The sequence below is a fragment of the Bradyrhizobium sp. NC92 genome (assembly GCF_025200865.1).
Classification (GTDB): domain Bacteria; phylum Pseudomonadota; class Alphaproteobacteria; order Rhizobiales; family Xanthobacteraceae; genus Bradyrhizobium.
The window spans coordinates 5,160,385-5,176,551 of the sequence record NZ_CP104171.1 but is presented as its reverse complement, the minus strand read 5'-3'; the positions used below and the strand labels follow the sequence as shown (position 1 = coordinate 5,176,551).

15 protein-coding genes and 1 tRNA gene are annotated in these 16,167 nt (G+C 64.8%); 12 read left to right on the top strand and 4 right to left on the bottom strand.

The genetic code is table 11. From position 1 onward, the window contains the following. The first annotated feature begins 988 nt into the window (after positions 1 to 988). The 8 genes from N2602_RS24350 (at position 989) to N2602_RS24315 (ending at position 10,351) form a co-directional block, all read left to right on the top strand. Positions 989 to 2,146 carry a thiolase domain-containing protein gene (locus N2602_RS24350; protein ID WP_260379705.1) on the top strand — a complete coding sequence of 386 codons (1,158 nt, stop codon included), beginning with the start codon at positions 989 to 991 and terminating at the stop codon, positions 2,144 to 2,146. After that, positions 2,146 to 2,535, top strand: a complete 390-nt coding sequence (locus N2602_RS24345) for a Zn-ribbon domain-containing OB-fold protein (RefSeq protein WP_260379704.1) — start codon at positions 2,146 to 2,148, stop codon at positions 2,533 to 2,535. The genes N2602_RS24350 and N2602_RS24345 overlap by 1 nt, the downstream gene beginning before the upstream one ends. Before the next feature lie 205 nt (positions 2,536 to 2,740). Further along, complete coding sequence (locus N2602_RS24340) at positions 2,741 to 3,601, top strand: MaoC family dehydratase (protein ID WP_260379703.1); 861 nt, start codon at positions 2,741 to 2,743, stop codon at positions 3,599 to 3,601. Positions 3,602 to 3,783: 182 nt separating this feature from the next. Next, positions 3,784 to 4,665, top strand: a complete 882-nt coding sequence (locus tag N2602_RS24335) for an SDR family oxidoreductase (RefSeq protein WP_260379702.1) — start codon at positions 3,784 to 3,786, stop codon at positions 4,663 to 4,665. Between the two features lie 132 nt (positions 4,666 to 4,797). Continuing rightward, positions 4,798 to 5,751: a dihydrodipicolinate synthase family protein gene (locus N2602_RS24330; protein ID WP_260379701.1), complete on the top strand. Its 954-nt coding sequence runs from the start codon at positions 4,798 to 4,800 to the stop codon at positions 5,749 to 5,751. Positions 5,752 to 5,755: 4 nt separating this feature from the next. Next, on the top strand, positions 5,756 to 6,553 hold the full coding sequence (locus N2602_RS24325) for an NUDIX hydrolase (RefSeq protein ID WP_260379700.1): 798 nt from the start codon (positions 5,756 to 5,758) through the stop codon (positions 6,551 to 6,553). 78 nt (positions 6,554 to 6,631) lie between these two features. Next, entirely contained in the window at positions 6,632 to 7,546 is a 915-nt protein-coding gene (locus N2602_RS24320; RefSeq protein ID WP_260383711.1) for a DMT family transporter, read from the top strand. Positions 7,547 to 7,663: 117 nt separating this feature from the next. After that, positions 7,664 to 10,351 carry a PAS domain S-box protein gene (locus N2602_RS24315; protein WP_172783239.1) on the top strand — a complete coding sequence of 896 codons (2,688 nt, stop codon included), beginning with the start codon at positions 7,664 to 7,666 and terminating at the stop codon, positions 10,349 to 10,351. Here the strand turns inward: N2602_RS24315 and N2602_RS24310 are convergent, their stop codons facing one another. Next, positions 10,352 to 10,705, bottom strand: coding sequence for a GrlR family regulatory protein (locus N2602_RS24310; protein ID WP_260379699.1), 354 nt, complete (start codon positions 10,703 to 10,705; stop codon positions 10,352 to 10,354). It abuts the gene before it with no gap. Positions 10,706 to 10,957: 252 nt separating this feature from the next. Here N2602_RS24310 and N2602_RS24305 point away from each other — a divergent pair, with 252 nt between their 5' ends. After that, entirely contained in the window at positions 10,958 to 11,455 is a 498-nt protein-coding gene (locus N2602_RS24305) for a hypothetical protein (RefSeq protein ID WP_260379698.1), read from the top strand. 55 nt (positions 11,456 to 11,510) lie between these two features. Here the strand turns inward: N2602_RS24305 and N2602_RS24300 are convergent, their stop codons facing one another. Further along, entirely contained in the window at positions 11,511 to 11,897 is a 387-nt protein-coding gene (locus tag N2602_RS24300; protein ID WP_260379697.1) for a VOC family protein, read from the bottom strand. 180 nt (positions 11,898 to 12,077) lie between these two features. On the opposite strand from N2602_RS24300, the gene N2602_RS24295 reads away from it, so the two are divergent. From N2602_RS24295 to N2602_RS24285, 3 genes are all read left to right on the top strand, one after another. Further along, entirely contained in the window at positions 12,078 to 12,650 is a 573-nt protein-coding gene (locus N2602_RS24295; RefSeq protein WP_260379696.1) for a hypothetical protein, read from the top strand. Positions 12,651 to 12,811: 161 nt separating this feature from the next. Beyond that, entirely contained in the window at positions 12,812 to 13,330 is a 519-nt protein-coding gene (locus N2602_RS24290; RefSeq protein WP_172783243.1) for a hypothetical protein, read from the top strand. A 150-nt stretch (positions 13,331 to 13,480) separates the two neighbouring features. Beyond that, positions 13,481 to 13,557: transfer RNA gene (locus N2602_RS24285), tRNA-Arg, on the top strand. A 259-nt stretch (positions 13,558 to 13,816) separates the two neighbouring features. Here the strand turns inward: N2602_RS24285 and N2602_RS24280 are convergent. Together N2602_RS24280 and N2602_RS24275 are read right to left on the bottom strand one after the other, a co-directional pair. After that, positions 13,817 to 15,022 carry an IS481 family transposase gene (locus tag N2602_RS24280; protein WP_260379387.1) on the bottom strand — a complete coding sequence of 402 codons (1,206 nt, stop codon included), beginning with the start codon at positions 15,020 to 15,022 and terminating at the stop codon, positions 13,817 to 13,819. Between the two features lie 141 nt (positions 15,023 to 15,163). Continuing rightward, entirely contained in the window at positions 15,164 to 16,129 is a 966-nt protein-coding gene (locus N2602_RS24275) for an AraC family transcriptional regulator (RefSeq protein WP_260379695.1), read from the bottom strand. Between the last annotated feature and the right edge of the window lie 38 nt (positions 16,130 to 16,167).

The following is a 16,167-nucleotide window of genomic DNA, read 5'->3' as shown; positions in this document are numbered from 1 at the left end:
GGCCCAAGGCGCAAAGCGCCGTGCCCACAATCTCACCAGAATAGCACCTGAGCAGGTGGGCACGCTTCCGCCTTCGCTCTTCGAGCTACGGCGGACAAGTCGCTTTGCCCACCCTACGACACCATCCTTTACGCTACCGTCGGGCAAAACACCCATGCCGTGGGTCAATCCATATTCGTGCAAAGATTCCACCTTACCGAAATTCGGAATTGTCGTATCCGTCCGTCACCTCATCCCCCTCAGAGGGGCGTATCGCGATCGTCACGAAACGCGGGGTGAGCGGCGGTGGACGCGGGCTGCGTCGCGCGGGGCGATTGTCTCGTGCACGACGGGCGCGGTGTCGCGTACGGCAAAATCGTGTGGTCCTGACGCCCGGGGTCTGTGCGTCAAGTCTTGCGGGTCACTCGCAAGGCGACGGGGGCAATAGTGCAACGCTCCCCGGGGAGAGCGCGACATAAGCCGTAAAGCCACTGCGCAGGGAAGGCCGGGTGTTTGGCCGCACCTGTATGCCGCTGTGCATCTGTTCTTCGCAATTCGCGCACAGCGGACCGTGGGTGCCCAGCCGGCACCCGGTCTTCCCTGCGCCCTCTGTTTCCGGAGGGAGGCAAGACGGGAGCATAACTCGGGCGAGATACGCCGCGAGGATGCGGGCGTGTGTCTGCGAGGCTGTTGTGAGTGAAAGAGCGACGTCGGTGTCCGCGAACTTCGTCATTGCGAGCGCAGCGACTTGTCCGCCGAAGCCTTGGCGAAGGTGGAAGCAATCCAGAATCCCTCAATGGCGGGACTCTGGATTGCTTCGTCGCAAGGGCTCCTCGCAATGACGACGCGGCAGGCGGTTCGCCTTCTATCCGGGGCCCGGATTTCCCATGCGCTCCTCTCGCGCCAACCCGCCGCTCTCTCGCGGCGCGGAATATTTCCGCGCTTGCCAATCAGCCCGGTGCGGTTCAGAAAAAAGAGCCAAGACGAGACGCGAGCGGAGACAGAAGTTTTGACCATCAAGGGCAAGGCCTACATTGCCGGGATCTACGAACACCCGACCCGGCATGCGCCGGACAAATCCACCGCCCAGCTTCATGCCGAGGTCGCCAAGGGTGCGATCGAGGATGCCGGGATCAGCAAGGACGATGTCGACGGCTATTTCTGCGCGGGCGATGCGCCCGGCGGCGCGTGGCCGATGGTCGATTATCTCGGTTTGAACACCAAGAAGCTTCGCCACGTCGATTCCACCGAGACCGGCGGCTGTTCCTACATCATCCATCTCGGCCATGCCGCCGAGGCGATCGCCGCGGGCAAATGCTCGATCGCGCTCGTTACGCTCGCCGGCAAGCCGCGCACCGGCGCGATGCCGCCCCGCGCAGCCGGCGCCGAGGCCGATTTCGAATCCGCTTACGGGGCGACCACGCACAATGCCTATGGCATGTGTGCCATGCGCCACATGCACGACTATGGCACCACCTCTGAGCAGCTCGCCTGGATCAAGGTCGCGGCCTCCCACCATGCGCAATACAATCCGCATGCGATGCTCAAGGACGTCGTCACCGTCGAGGACGTGCTGAACTCGCCGATGATCTCCGATCCCCTGCATCGCATGGATTGCTGCGTCGTCTCCGATGGCGGCGGCGCGCTGATCGTGACGACGCCCGAGATTGCCAAAAGCCTGAAGAAGCCGCTGGTGCGCCTGATCGGCCATGGCGAGGCGATGAAGGGTCCGCGTGGCGGCAAGGATCTCGACCTCACATATTCTGCCGGCGTCTGGTCCGGCCCGCGCGCGTTCGAGGAAGCCGGCATCACGCCGAAGGACATCAAATACGCCTCGATCTATGACAGCTTCACCATCACCGTGCTGATGCAGCTGGAAGACCTCGGGTTCTGCAAGAAGGGCGAGGGCGGCAAGTTCGTCGCCGACGGCAATCTGATCTCGGGCGTCGGCAAGCTGCCGTTCAACACCGATGGCGGCGGCCTCTGCAGCAACCATCCGGTCAACCGCGGCGGCATGACCAAGATCCTCGAGGCTGTCAGGCAGCTGCGCGGCGAGGCGCATCCGAAGGTGCAGGTCAAGAACTGCGATCTCGCCATCGCCCACGGCACCGGCGGCCTGCTCGGCGTCCGCCACGCCGCCTCGACGGCCATTCTGGAGCGCGTGTGATGAGCGAAGTGAAAAAGTATCCGGCACCTGTCACGACCCCCGAGACCGCCGCGTTCTGGGACGCGGCGAAAGAGGGCAAGTTCATGATCAAGCGCTGCACCGCCTGCGGCGAGGCGCATTACTTCCCGCGCTCGATCTGCCCGTTCTGCTACTCCGACAAGACGGTGTGGGAAGAGGCGTCGGGCGAGGGCACGATCTACACCTACAGCCTGATGAGGAAATCGCCGACCGGCCCATACGCCATCGGCTACGTCACGCTGAAGGAGGGCCCGTCGGTGCAGACCAATTTCGTCGATTGCGATCTTACGACGCTCAAAATCGGCCAGAAGGTGAAGGTGGTGTTCAAGCCGACCGACGGCGCTCCGCTGCCGTTCTTCACGGCTGTCTAAGATTCTTCCCTTCTCCCCTTGTGGGAGAAGGTGGCGCGAAGCGCCGGATGAGGGGTCTGTCTCAACGAGAGAGCTATCGATGTGGAAGCAACCCCTCACCCAAATGAGTTTGCGGCACGGCTCTCGTTGCCCTCTCCCACCAGGGGAGAGGGCACATTAACGAGCGCCGCTGCTCGCGGAGATACCTGGGAGGAAGACAAACAACATGTCCGCCAGATACGAAGAGCTCAAAGGCCTGAAAAACCTCGGCCAGAAATACGCCTACACCGACCGCGAGGTGATGCTCTACGCCTACGGCATCGGGCTCGGCGCCGATCCCATGGACGAGAACGAGCTCGCCTTCGTCAACGAGGGCACATACACGCCGCGCCCGCTGAAGGTGGTGCCGACCTTCGCCTCCGTCGCGGCTTGGGGCTCGGGGCCCGGCGAGATGAATCTCAACCGCGTCATGGTGGTCGACGGCGAACGCGACATCACCTTCCATCAGCCGCTGCCGGTCGCTGCGAACATCACAGCCGACTCCTCCGTCCTCGAAGTCTACGACAAGGGCAAGGACAAAGGCGTCGTCATCGTTCACCAGACCGTGCTGAAGAACGAGAAGGGCGAGAAGCTCGCAACGCTGGTCGCCTCGCGCTTTGCCCGCGGCGATGGCGGCTTCGGCGGACCGAACCTGACGCAGCCGGATCCGCATAAGATCCCGTCGCGCAGCCCCGACAAGACCGTCGACATCACCACGCGCCCCGACCAGGCACTGGTCTATCGCCTCTGCGGTGATCGTAACCCGCTGCACTCCGATCCGGAGTTCGCCAGCAAGGCAGGCTTCCCGCGTCCGATCCTGCACGGCATGTGCACCTACGGCATCACCTGCCGCGGCGTGCTCCAGACCTATGCCGATTACGACGCGAGCGCCTTCCGCCAGCACGTCGCGCGGTTCTCCTCGCCGGTCTATCCCGGCGAGACCGTGACCATGGACCTCTGGAAGGACGGCAACGTGATCTCGTTCGAAGCCAAGGTGAAGTCGCGCGGGGTCACGGTGATCAAGAACGGCAAGACGGTGCTGGGTTAGGCTGGTCTCGTGCCCCGGACGCAACGCAGCGCTCCCGGCGATGCGAAGCATCGTCCGGTGCGGTGCGCTGCAGAGCCGGGGCCCAGAGTGCCCGACAAGAACTGGGTCCCGGCTCTGCGACGCAGCGTTGCACGCTGCATCGCGTCCGGGACACGAAAGAATAGAAACAGGGAGACGCCACCATGGGAGGACTACTCGACGGCAAGGTTGCGCTGATCACCGGCGCGGGCGGCGGGCTCGGTGAGGCCTATGCAAAGCTGTTCGCGCGGGAAGGGGCCTCGGTCGTCGTGAACGATCTCGGCGGTCCCCGCGACGGCTCCGGAGCCGACAAGTCCATGGCGCAGCAGGTGGTGGACGCGATCAAGGCCGAGGGCGGCAAGGCGGTCGCCAACGGTGCCGACATCTCCACCATGGAAGGCGGCCAGTCGGTGTTCGACGACGCCATCAAGCACTTCGGCCGGGCCGACATCCTCGTCAACAATGCCGGCATTTTGCGTGATCAGACCTTCGCAAAAGCGTCGGAAGCCGACTGGGACAAGGTCATCAAGGTTCATCTGAAGGGCACCTTTTGTTGCACCCTGCCGGTGTTTCGCTGGATGCGGGAAAACGGCGGCGGCGTCATCGTCAACACCTCCTCGACATCAGGGCTGATCGGCAATTTCGGCCAGACCAATTACGGCGCGGCGAAGGGCGGCATCTGGGGCCTGTCCAACGTGCTCGCGATCGAAGGCCGCAAGTACAACATTCGGATCTGGACGCTGGCCCCGGGCGCCCTGACCCGCATGACCGCAGACCTGCCCCGCTATAAGGAGAACCCCGGCGCCGCACTCGGGCCGGACGGCATCGCGCCGGCCGTGCTATACATGGTCAGCGACTTGTCGGGCGATCAGACCGGCAAGGTGCTGGGCGTATCCGGGCCCCGCGGCGTGCGCGAAATGCGGATGATGGAGATGGAAGGCTGGAAGCCGCCGCACTCGGGCTGGAAGGCCCAGGACATCGTCGATCACGCCAAGGAGATCTTCTTCTCCGAGGAGCAGATCAAGATGGGGGCGCGGCGGGTTTAGCCACACGGTCATTCCGGGGCGCGACGAAGTCGCGAGCCCGGAATCCATAACCCCGGCTTGTGGTTATGGATTCCGGGCCTGGCCCTGCGGGCCATCCCGGAATGACGACAAAGAGAGAGACAAGGAAAGACGATGAAACTCACCGCCGACGCCAAGGGCACCTTCGCAATCGCGCCGACGCCGTTCCACGACGACGGCCGGATCGACGAGCGCTCGATCGACCGCCTGACCGATTTCTACGAGGAGGTCGGCTGCGACGGCGTCACGGTGCTGGGCATCCTCGGCGAGGCGCCCAAGCTCGATGCCACCGAGGCCGAGCAGGTGGCGGTGCGCTACGTCAAGCGCGCCAAGAAGATGCAGGTGATCGTCGGCGTTTCCGCGCCGGGCTTTGCCACCATGCGCTCGCTGGCGAGGGCCTCGATGGATGCGGGCGCGGCCGGCGTGATGATCGCGCCGCCGCCGAGCCTGCGCACCGACGACCAGATCGTCGGCTATTTCAAGCAGGCGGCGGAAGCGATCGGCCCTGATGTGCCCTGGGTGCTGCAGGACTATCCGCTGACCTTGCAGGTCGTGTTCACCCCCGCCGTGATCCGCAAGATCGTCATGGACAATCCGAACTGCGTGATGCTCAAGCACGAGGACTGGCCGGGCCTGGAGAAGATCTCGACGTTGCGCGGCTTCCAGAAGGACGGCTCGCTCCGTTCACTCTCGATCCTCTGCGGCAATGGCGGCACGTTCCTGGATTTCGAGATGGAGCGCGGCGCCGACGGCGCCATGACCGGCTACGCCTTCCCCGAGCTTCTGATCGACGTCGTGAACCTCTCCAAGGCCGGCAAGCGCGACGCTGCGCATGACATCTTCGACGCGCATCTGCCGCTGATCCGCTACGAGCAGCAGCCCGGCGTCGGCCTGACGGTGCGCAAATACGTACTCCAGAAGCGCGGCATCATCGCCTCCAGCGCGCAGCGCAAGCCCGGCGCGACGATGACGGCGACGGCCAAGGCCGAGGTCGACTATCTCTTGTCGCGCGTCGCCCGTTTCGACAAGCGCGCCAATCTAGGCCCGCAATCCAGCGCCGCGGGTTAGTTGCATGGCCGAGACATCAGCATCACGCCCGGCCTCGACGATCCTGCTGCTGCGCGACGGCGCAGCACGGGAAATCGAAGTCTTCATGATGGTTCGCCATCATCAGATCGAGTTCAACTCGGGCGCGCTGGTGTTTCCCGGCGGCAGCGTCGATGCCGGCGACAACGAGATCGTCGCCCGCGCCGACCTCTATTCGGGCGGCGAGGGCCTCAGCGAAGCGGACCGCGGCTTTCGGATCGCTGCGATTCGCGAGACCTTTGAGGAAAGCGGCATTCTGCTGGCGCGCTCCAGGGACACGGGCGCGCCCGTTGATGCCAAGCGTGCAGGGGAGATCGCCGACGCGCATCGCGTCGCGCTCAACGAGCACAAGATCAGCTTCCTCAGCATCCTCGCCGACAACGGCCTCCAGCTCGCGCTCGACACGCTCGTGCCCTACGCGCACTGGATCACGCCCGAGGGTATGCCGAAACGGTTCGACACTTGGTTCTTTCTTGCCGCAGCACCGCCCGACCAGCTCGGCGCGCATGACGGCCGCGAGTCCACCGATTCGATCTGGATCTCGCCGCGCGAGGCGGTGGAGGGCGGGGAGAGCGGCCGCTTCAAGCTGCCGTTCCCGACCACGCGCAACCTGATCCGGCTCGCCCAGCAGCCGAGCGTGAGTGCGGCGCTGGAGCACGCCCGCGGCCTCTCCATCGTCACGGTGATGCCGGTCATGACCAAGACCGAAACCGGCCGCCAGCTCCGTATCCCTCGCGACGCCGGCTATGACGGCGAGGTGTTCGAGGTTGGGGCGGTCGGCTAGTACACTTCGATATTGAACGAAGTATCGAGGGCCGCGTTGGCGCTAGATTCCGTCCACGAGAAGGACGGAATGCGCACCATGGACACCCGGCAGGACACCAACATCGCGCTCGAGCTGGCCCTGCTGGTCGCGCTCGCAACGCTCTGGGGCGGCTCCTACACCTTCATCAAGCTCGGCGTCGCCACCATCCCGCCGATCACGCTGATCGCGGCGCGCACGGCCATTGCCGGCCTGCTGCTGCTCGTGATCATGTGGATGCGGGGCATCAGAATGCCCACCGATGTCGCGAGCTGGCAGCGCTTCGCGTTCCAGGCCGTGCTCAACAGCGTCATCCCCTGGACGCTGATCGCCTGGGGCGAGCGCCATGTCGACGCCGCGCTCGCCACCATCCTCAACTCGGCCGGGCCGATCTTCACCTTCCTGCTCACGTCGCTAATCACCCGTCACGAGGCGACGACGCCGCGAAAACTGTTCGGCGTGGTCGCGGGCATGGCCGGCATCCTGCTGATCGTCGGCGTCGATGCCTTCCATGACATCGGCAGCGGCCTCATCGCGGAGGCCGCCATCGTCGCCGCCACCATCTGCTATGCCTGCGCCGCGATCTTCGGCCGCAGCTTCAAAGGCCTCGATCCCATGGCGCCCGCGGCCGGCTCGCTGCTGGCGGGGGCAGCGGTCCTGATCCCGGCCTCCCTGATCATCGAGCAGCCCTGGACGCTGTCGCCTTCGCTGAGCTCGGTGCTGGCACTGTCGGCGCTCGCGGTGTTTTCGACCGCGGCGGCGTTCGTGATCTATTTCCGCCTGATCCAGACCCTGGGCTCGGTCGGCACCACCGCGCAGGCCTACCTGCGGGTGCCGATCGGGGTCGCCATCAGCGTCGCGTTCCTCGGCGAGGCCTTGAGCCGGACCGCCTGGATCGGCTTGGCCTGCGTCGTCCTCGGCGTCGCCGCCATGACGATCCCGGCCCGCAGGGCAGCCAGCGTCAAACTGTCGTAAAGCTGAGGCGGGCGGCAAGTCCCGATATTAACGATATTCCGCGTCCCGAGGCATGTTCCCCCCGGGCAGCAATACGTCGTATATTGGACTTCCAGCAGTCCGGTCCTCAAGCCACCAATGTCCGCCGAATTGACGCCGCCCCCTGAGAAAAGGCGAACCTTCTCGCTCTCCATCGGCCAGCTCACCTTCGGCAGCTTCCTGTTGGTGCTGGCGGTGATCATCGTCACCTCGACCGCGAGCGTGATCGCGATCCGGCACATCGACACGACCTTTGCCGAGCTGCAGCGGCTGCAGAGCGTCGGCGACCTCGCCGAGGACATCGATCGCCGCATGAACGAATTGCGCCTTGCCGCGCGCGACTTCGTCACGGATCCCGGGGCCGGCATCCAGTTCCAGCAGGTCGGCGAGGCGGCCTCGACGCTCAGCGATATCCTGAAGAAGACCCGCATAGAGCTCGCGCCCGAGCAGCAGGACATGATCGACGGGGTCACCGAGCGGCTTGCGACCTATCGCACCGGCCTCGAGCGCATCTCCACCCTGATCGACCGCCGCGCCCAGCTGCTCGCCGGACTGCCGCCGCTGCGCGAACAATTCGACGAAGCCGTCGCAAGCACCCCGGACCGCGAGCTGGCGTCCCGCCTGTCCGAGGCGCAGAGCCGGATCGCGCTCGGACTGCTGGCGCGCAACCCGTCCGCGGCGGAGCAGGCCGCACAGGGAATGCGGGGGCTCGATATTGGCGATGCCAAGCTGAAGTCCGCGGTGAATGACTATGCCGAGGCCATCATGGCCGTCGCCGTCCGCGAGCGGCAGATCGCCGACATCGATCGCGAGGTACTGGGAACGGAAGGCCGGCTGATCGGCCGCGTCACCGAATTGCTGCGTGAGGTCAGCTCCCGGCGCGGCCACGTGCTGTCGCGCGACTTCGCCCGGACGCTGACCGAGGCGCGATGGCAGAGCATCGTGCTCGGCACGGTCGGCGTGCTCATCGGCATCGGCGCTGCGTGGTTCGTGGTGCGCCGGACGGTGCGTCCGCTCGCTCAGATCGCGCGATCCATTCGCGCGCTCGCCGCCGGCCGGAAGGACACGTCGATTCCGTCCGCCGACCTCGACAACGAGATCGGCGACATTGCGCGGGCGGCCGAAGTGTTTCGACGCGCGCTGGAGGAGGCCGACACCGCGCGCGAGGCGGCGGTGCGCGCGCTCACCGAGCAGCGGCTCGCCGAGGAAAGCTACCGAAAACTGTTCGAGGGCTCCATCGACGGCATCTATGTGACGACGCCGGCCGGTGACCTCCTCAACGCCAATCCGGCGCTGGCGCGCATGATGGGCTATGACAGCCCCCAGCAGCTGATCGACAGCATCAGCGACATCGCTCACACCATCTACGTCCACCCCGAGGCGCGCGCGGAATATCAGCGGTTGATGGCGCGCGACGGCATGGTGCGCGAGTTCGAGTATCAGGTGCGCCAGCGCAGCGGCGACATCCTCTGGCTCTCCGACAGCGCCACCGGCGTGCGCGACGAAGCGGGCAACATCGTCCGCTACGAGGGCACGCTGCGCGACATCACCGACCAGAAGCGGGCGGAGGAGGCCATCGCCGAAGGCCGGCGCCTGCTCCAGCAGGTCATCGACACCGTGCCCGCGGTGATCAACGTCAAGGATCGCAATCTGCGCTACGTGCTGATGAACCGCTACATGGCCGGCATCTTCGGCATCGAGCCCGGCGAGGCGCTCGGCCGCACCACGGCCGACCTGATGTCGCGCTACGGCGCGGCAAAGTCCGACGAGAGCGACAAGCGGGTGCTCAAGCTCCGCAAGGGACTCGGTTTCTATGAGGAGGAGTACCAGGACGCTTCCGGCAACATGCGGCAATGGCTGGTCAACAAATTGCCGCTGCTCGACCCCGAGGGCGAGATCGAGCGGATCGTGACCGTTGCGCTCGATATCGGCGAGCGCAAGCGCGGCGAGCAGGAGATGCGCAAGGCCAAGGAAGCCGCCGAGACCGCGCTGCGCAATCTGCGCGAGACCCAGGCCTCGCTGATCGAGGCCGAGAAGCTGGCCGCGCTCGGGCGCCTGGTCGCCGGTGTCGCCCACGAGGTCAACAATCCCGTCGGCATCAGCCTCACCGTCGCCTCCGCGCTGGAGCGCAAGACCGCGATGTTCAGCGCCGAAGTCGAGCGCGGCGAATTGCGCCGTTCCACGCTCAATGACTTCCTCAACACCAGCCGCGATGCGTCCTCGCAGCTCGTCTCCAATCTCAACCGCGCCGCCGAGCTGATCCAGTCGTTCAAGCAGGTTGCCGCCGACCGCAACTATTCGGATCAGCGGACTTTCGATCTCGGCGACCTCACCGAGCAGGTGGTGATGAGCCTGCGGCCGGGGCTGCGTAAGCACAATCTGACGCTCAACGTCGAATGTCAGCCGGATCTGACCATGAACAGCTATCCCGGCCCGTACGGCCAGGTGCTGACCAATCTGTTCCTGAATTCGGTGGCGCACGCCTTCCCGGACGGAAGGCCCGGGACGATCGAGATCCAGGTGCGCGAGTCCGGCAAGGACAACGTCGAGATCATCTTCTCCGACAATGGTTGCGGCATGTCGCTCGACGTCCGCCGCCGCGCCTTCGATCCGTTTTTCACGACGCGGCGCGACCAGGGCGGCACCGGCCTCGGGCTGCACATCGTCTACAGCATCGTCACCAATCGGCTCGGCGGCCGGCTCGATCTCGATTCCGAGCCGGGTGGCGGCACGCGCATCCAGATGATCCTGCCGCGTGTTGCACCGCTCGAACAGGCCGCGGAATAGCTAGTCGACGTCCGCGAGCTTATGCAGGGTGGCGCCGAAAATCAGGCTGGCCTTGCCGACCAGCGCTGTGCCCGTCATTTCCGCGCGCGTGTCGGTGTAGGTGCCGCTGACGCCGATGCCGACCGGGGCAGGGCCGCCGAACAGCGGATTATCATCGCCGCGAGGTGAGGTATGCCGCTGCACCAGCACCTCGCCTTTGAAGGTGCCGCTGTCCTTCACGGTGTAGCTGCCGGTGTAATAGAGGTAGGCATCGCCGCCGAGAATCTTGCCGTCGCGGAAAAGAATCACGCCGCTGCCCTTGCCGACTCGACCATCGAGCAGGGTCACGTGAATTGAATAGAGGCCGTTCTTCATAACGTCCCGCAGGCCGGCCGCCATCGCCCAATGGCGTAACCGGTCCGGCTTTTATGCCAAAGCCTATCTCCTCGCGCAACGCGGCAGTTTGCCGGCCGGCAGCGGCCTGCGAGCCGTACTTGTCCCGGCTTGTCCGTGACACGATCATGACGCTTTGATGGTGCGGCGAGGCCTAACGTTGCGAATCAGAGTTGGCCCGCGAAATGCATAACCATTGTTGCACTGGCCGCGGGGTGCTGGAGCAAGACGAACGTGACCAACTGGATCGATTCCGGCGGCGATGAGCCGCGTCTGTACAGTGTGCGTCCCACGAATTGCAAAAGCGAACAACGGCGGATTGGCAATGCGATACGCCGGCGAAAACCGACGAGGCTGGCGTGCGCTTTGGCCTTGATCGCGCTCGCAGCCTCCTCGGGGCATGCGCGCGACCGCGGGCAGTTCGCCAACACCAATCCCGAATTGAAGTCCTGGTTCGACAGTCTGCGCAGCGGCAAGGGGCCTTGCTGCTCTGATGCCGATGGTTCGGCGGTCTCGGACTCCGACTGGGACAGCAAGGACGGGCATTATCGCGTCCGCGTCCCGCGCTATGGCTCTGCGCTCGATGGCCAGCAGCAGGAGCTCGTCTGGGTCGACGTGCCCGAGGAGGCCGTGATCTCGGAGCCGAACCGGGTGGGACGCACCATGGTCTGGCCAATCTACGGCTACATGGGCGTCACCATCCGCTGCTTTATGCCCGGTAGCATGACCTAGCCCCTCGGGCGTGACCTCGTCGCCGGCTCGGATGCCTGTTAGGGCCGGCGGCGCCTCAGGTGTATTTCTTGTCGCGTTCGAGCAGCTCGATCGAGATGCCTTCGGGCCCGCGGATGAAGCAGATGCGTACGCCGGGCCGGATGGTCGTCGGCTCGCGCGTGAAGGTGACACCCTTGGCCTTGATCTCGGCCGCGACGGCGTCGATGTCCTTCACCGTCAAGCCGAAATGATCGAGGCCCTGATGCGGGTGCAGAGGCGGCGGGTTGACCGCGCCATCGCCCTCGAGCGGCGCGATGAAGATCCTGGCGCCGCCGAGATTCACGTCGATCCGTCCGGGCGCGTGCACAATCTCGCCACCAAGGATGTCCCGCAGCCAGGCCGCCGTCGCCTCCGGATCGGGGCTGCGCAGATGGACGTGATCCCAAGTGACGGCGAATGGCATTTCATGGTCTCCAGAGGGTGTTTTCGATGTTGCGGCGCATGTTAGCGGCCTCGGCCGGTGGTCGCCACCGCCCTTGCCGACTCGCATGATCCGCGGGAACCTTAGTTCGTTGGCCGGATTAAGGTAAGTTGTGGCCGAGTCCATCTTCGATGGTGCTGCGGCTCCGATCGGTGGGCATCCATGAACGCCAAGATCGACCGAACCGGATTGGGGCGCTTCGCCGGCAGCGGCGAACGACTGGCACGGGCAGTGACGATCGCAAGCGTCTCATTTGGCCGAACCCTTCTGTGGCTGCTGGCGGCTATCATCGTCGGCTGCGGCATCTGGATGCTGTTGCCTCTTTCCAAGGGCAACAGTGCTGAGCCGGTCGGGGCGGAGCTGGCGGCTGTTGAAACGCCTCCCTCCGGCGATGCGTCGGCAATAGCCTCGGGGGTCTCCGAAGCCCAGGTGCCGGCGACGGCAGAACTTGGTCGTCTCAGGATTTCATCGCAGACCTGGCGTCGCGGCGGCCTCGGCTCCAAAGCCCTGGTGACGTTCACGCTGCGAAACGACAACGACTATGCCGTAAAGGATGTCGAGATCGTCTGCTCCTTCACACGGCGCGACGGCAGCCATCTGACCGACCGCAGCCGCGTGCTGGCGGATCCGGTCAGCATGAAGAGCCGCAAGACCTTTGTGCGTATCCCAATCGGCGTCGTCAACGTGAATGCCGATCAGGCAAAATGCTCGCTGGTTGCGGCACGCCGCGCATGAAGGCGGCCTGTTCCGGTAGCTGAAAAGTTACCCTCTGCGGTCCTTGGCCAAAAACCATGCATCACCATTTGAACCGAACGGCTGGGCCAGGAACCAATTGGTAGATCGCCTGTTGAGGCGAGGAGAGCCCACGCGGGGATGCGGGGGGCGGAGCGCGGCCAATGCCCATCTTTAGGTATTTCATTTTCGTCGGTGGAGCTTTGCTCGCACTGCTGTTCGCGGCGGATTTCGTTTTCCCGGCGCCGCCCGTGGCGCATGCGGTCGCAACCGCAGGCAACGACCAGCCGCTGATCCGAATCCGGTCCGATCGTCATATGCCTGAGCGTGTCGTCCTCGACACCAGCCAGCCGACGATTGGCGCACCCGCGGTTCAGACCGCCGCAGTGGCAGCTCCCCAGCCAGCGGTACAGGAAAGCCTGTCGCCGGCTCTGGCCGAGATGTCGGCCAAGATGCGGGTGCGCGAGACCTTCGCCCAGTTCACGCCGGCGCCGAGGGCCGGGACCGCCACGGCCAAGACCTCCGAGACCGCTCAGCCCCAGACTTCCCAGGCTCAAGCTTCTCCGGTGCAGGCTCAGCCCAAGCGTAAGATCGTCAGGACGCATCCCGCGCCGCAGCCGGGCCGTCCTATGATGCTGGTCGCGCAGCAGCCGCATTTCGGCCTCTTCAGCACGACCTGGTAACGGCGCTCTCAGCCAGCCTCGATCGAGGTGGGAAGGGCTTTTTATTGGCCGGCCTCTCTGCTAATTCGAACCGATCCGAACGCCGTCGGGTGAGCTGGCTCCTCGCCAGCGCCGGCCGGCGAATCTCGGTGGCCCGCTACCCGGGCCAGGGCGCTCGTAGCTCAGCTGGATAGAGCATCGGATTTCGATTCCGAGGGTCGGAGGTTCGAATCCTTCCGAGCGCGCCAGTCGTCTCTGTGTCCAGCCCGGACACATAGGTAACAGAACGTACCTGAGACATGGGTGACAACCTCGTGCCGAACGGGTGTCGAGGGTTGCGGGGTCACTCCACGCACTCATGGCGCGGACCACTATTGCTCGGCCCGCACATTCGCCGTCAACCCCGCGCGCCAAGGGGCGCGCCCCTGCGGGCTTCGGGGGTTGACTGCTCAGTGCGGCCAAGCAAGTGGCTGCCATGCCAAGAATGAGCAAGAGTGCCTATCTCGGTCAGAGAGACGATGTCGTACCCGAGACATCGGTGACAGGCCTCGGACCAAACGGGTTGTCGAGGGGCTGCAAGGTCTTTTGCTCCAGGTCGAAGTATCCCAGGTCGTAGTGCATGAAGCTGACGAGCCAAATGCCGTCGTCGACTTCCTTGATACCGAGCTTCTGGCCGGCCAGCACGATGGAGATGTTGATTTTCTTGCGATGCAGGCAAAGGCGGCCGCAGGATGTGATGATGACGTCGCGATCGTGGAAGGGATAGGACAGTTCGGGCAGGCCATCGTAGTGGCGCGCTGAAGCGGTGTAGAGCTCGGCAGGGCACTTCATGTCGAGCGCCTCGTGGGGACGTTCCTCATTGAACTCGTGCAGGAAGCTGTCAAAGCGATCCTGCTGCTGGAGGCTGTTGAACCCAGGCGGTCTAGTCGCTTCCTTTTTGAGCGTGAGATGCATGCGCTCATGACGGCCGTTCTGTTGTGGATGGCCTGGCTTGATCCGCTCGATGGCAATGCCCAGCCGAAGCCACCACACCGACAGCTTGGAGAGATGGAACAAGGCGTTGGGGCTGGCAAAGGGCACGCCATTGTCGGAGCGGATGGCCAGCGGCAGACCGCGTTCGCGGAACAGCCGCTCGAAGGCGGTAATGGCAGGGTCTTCGCGCGTTGAGTCCAGCGCTTCACAGAGCAGCAGGAAGCGCGAGGCATGATCGCTGACGGTCAGTGGGTAACAGTACTGGCCATTGCCGAGCCTGAACTCGCCCTTGAAGTCGGCACACCACAGATCATTGGGAAGCGTGCCCTGCGACAGCGGCGTGCCGCGCGCGCGGTGGCGCGACCCGCCGCCGCGCTTGACTAGGCCATGGCGATCGAGCACCGCATGAATGGTGCTCTTGGCGGGAACCCTGACCTCGCCATCGAGCCGGCGCACCAGCAGTTCGCGGATCTTGCGGGCGCCCCAGTGCGGCTTCTCGCTCTTCAGCCGGACGATCAGGGTCTCGAGCTGCTGCGGGAGCTGGTTGGCATAGCGTATCGGCCGCCTGGAGCGGTCGCTCAACGCCTCCAGCCCGTGCTCCTTGTAGCGGTCGAAAATCTTGTAGCCGGTTTTGCGGGAGATGCCGAACTCCCGGCACACCTCGGTCATGGCTTCCCCATCTAGAAGCCGGGCGACAAATCGCAGGCGCTCTTCCATTACCGAACTCGCTTTCCACGGCATCCACACCTCCCGCAGAACAAAAGCGGAAAGTGTAACCCATGTGTCCGGTACGATTTGTCACCTATGTCTCGGGCCGCTCATCTGTTCCGCATATGTTCTGGAACGACGCGAACGGGTCAGCGCCGCGAGGGCGCGGCGTCCTCAGCTTGCCGGGACACCGCTTTGCCGTCCGCGTGCCAGCGTGTCGGAGGGCGCCTCGTGGAAGATCGCGCGGTAGGCCGCGGCAAATTCGCCGAGATGATGGAAGCCCTGGGCACGTGCGCAGCTGGTCACGGTGACGCCGCCGCCCTTGAGCAGGCGGGCGCGGGTCGCCCACAGCCTCTTCAGGCGAATGTACTGGTGCAGGCTCATGCCGCGCACCTTGCTGACGGCGCCGCCGAGCGTGCGGATCGAGACGTCGAATTCGCGGGCGAGATCGGCCGTATAGATCGGAGCGGTCGGGAAGGTCGCGACGTAGTCGTCGATGCGCTGCACGAGCTTGATCGCCCGCTCGCCCTGGACCGAGGTGCTCCGATCCGACATCGGATCGATTCGAAACAGATCGTCGAGCGCGAGCAGCAGGCCTTCCTGGAGATGCGCCGCAACCTCCGTCGTCTCGAACAGGCGCGGCTGCACTGACGCGGTGCGCAGGATATCGAGCAGGAGCTGTCGCGTGTGGAGCAGGGCGGGCCGATTCGCGACATGGGCCCGCAAATGGTCGGCGCGGTCGAACCAGCCACGGTCTCTCAGTTTGGGGGAGAAGATGATCATGGCGTGATGATTGGTCCGGGGCTCGACGAAATGGCACTCATCGTTGCCGCGGAGAGCAGCGAAGAAGCGCGCGTCCAGATCCACACCCTTGAAGTTGGCCTGAAGATCGTCGGTCATCGACAGGATCACCATCCCGCCCGGCATGCGATAGGCAGTGTCGAGGATTCGCGCGAACGATCTCATCATGATGATGCGGCACGCCGGCAGGGAAACGATGGCCCGGGCCGCCGCGAAGTTTGGGATGTCGAGCGGAATGCTCCTCGCATCCTCCATCGTCTCGACCGGCCGAAACGCGTCGACATCGGAAAAGCTGATCAGTTGAAGCGCGGAGGAGGGAACGAGGTTGTCCAACAACATGATTCTGGCCGGCCGCTGAAATGAGACAATCAAATGAA

What these genes read in the sequence shown, in the direction of transcription:
- N2602_RS24345 (WP_260379704.1), top strand. Translation starts at nt 2,146, where the DNA reads ATGAGCGAAGTGAAAAAGTATCCGGCACCTGTCACGACCCCCGAGACC.
- N2602_RS24340 (WP_260379703.1), top strand. Translation starts at nt 2,741, where the DNA reads ATGTCCGCCAGATACGAAGAGCTCAAAGGCCTGAAAAACCTCGGCCAG.
- N2602_RS24335 (WP_260379702.1), top strand. Translation starts at nt 3,784, where the DNA reads ATGGGAGGACTACTCGACGGCAAGGTTGCGCTGATCACCGGCGCGGGC.
- N2602_RS24330 (WP_260379701.1), top strand. Translation starts at nt 4,798, where the DNA reads ATGAAACTCACCGCCGACGCCAAGGGCACCTTCGCAATCGCGCCGACG.
- N2602_RS24325 (WP_260379700.1), top strand. Translation starts at nt 5,756, where the DNA reads ATGGCCGAGACATCAGCATCACGCCCGGCCTCGACGATCCTGCTGCTG.
- N2602_RS24320 (WP_260383711.1), top strand. Translation starts at nt 6,632, where the DNA reads ATGGACACCCGGCAGGACACCAACATCGCGCTCGAGCTGGCCCTGCTG.
- N2602_RS24315 (WP_172783239.1), top strand. Translation starts at nt 7,664, where the DNA reads ATGTCCGCCGAATTGACGCCGCCCCCTGAGAAAAGGCGAACCTTCTCG.
- N2602_RS24310 (WP_260379699.1), bottom strand. Translation starts at nt 10,705, where the DNA reads ATGAAGAACGGCCTCTATTCAATTCACGTGACCCTGCTCGATGGTCGA.
- N2602_RS24300 (WP_260379697.1), bottom strand. Translation starts at nt 11,897, where the DNA reads ATGCCATTCGCCGTCACTTGGGATCACGTCCATCTGCGCAGCCCCGAT.
- N2602_RS24295 (WP_260379696.1), top strand. Translation starts at nt 12,078, where the DNA reads ATGAACGCCAAGATCGACCGAACCGGATTGGGGCGCTTCGCCGGCAGC.
- N2602_RS24290 (WP_172783243.1), top strand. Translation starts at nt 12,812, where the DNA reads ATGCCCATCTTTAGGTATTTCATTTTCGTCGGTGGAGCTTTGCTCGCA.
- N2602_RS24280 (WP_260379387.1), bottom strand. Translation starts at nt 15,022, where the DNA reads ATGCCGTGGAAAGCGAGTTCGGTAATGGAAGAGCGCCTGCGATTTGTC.
- N2602_RS24275 (WP_260379695.1), bottom strand. Translation starts at nt 16,129, where the DNA reads ATGTTGTTGGACAACCTCGTTCCCTCCTCCGCGCTTCAACTGATCAGC.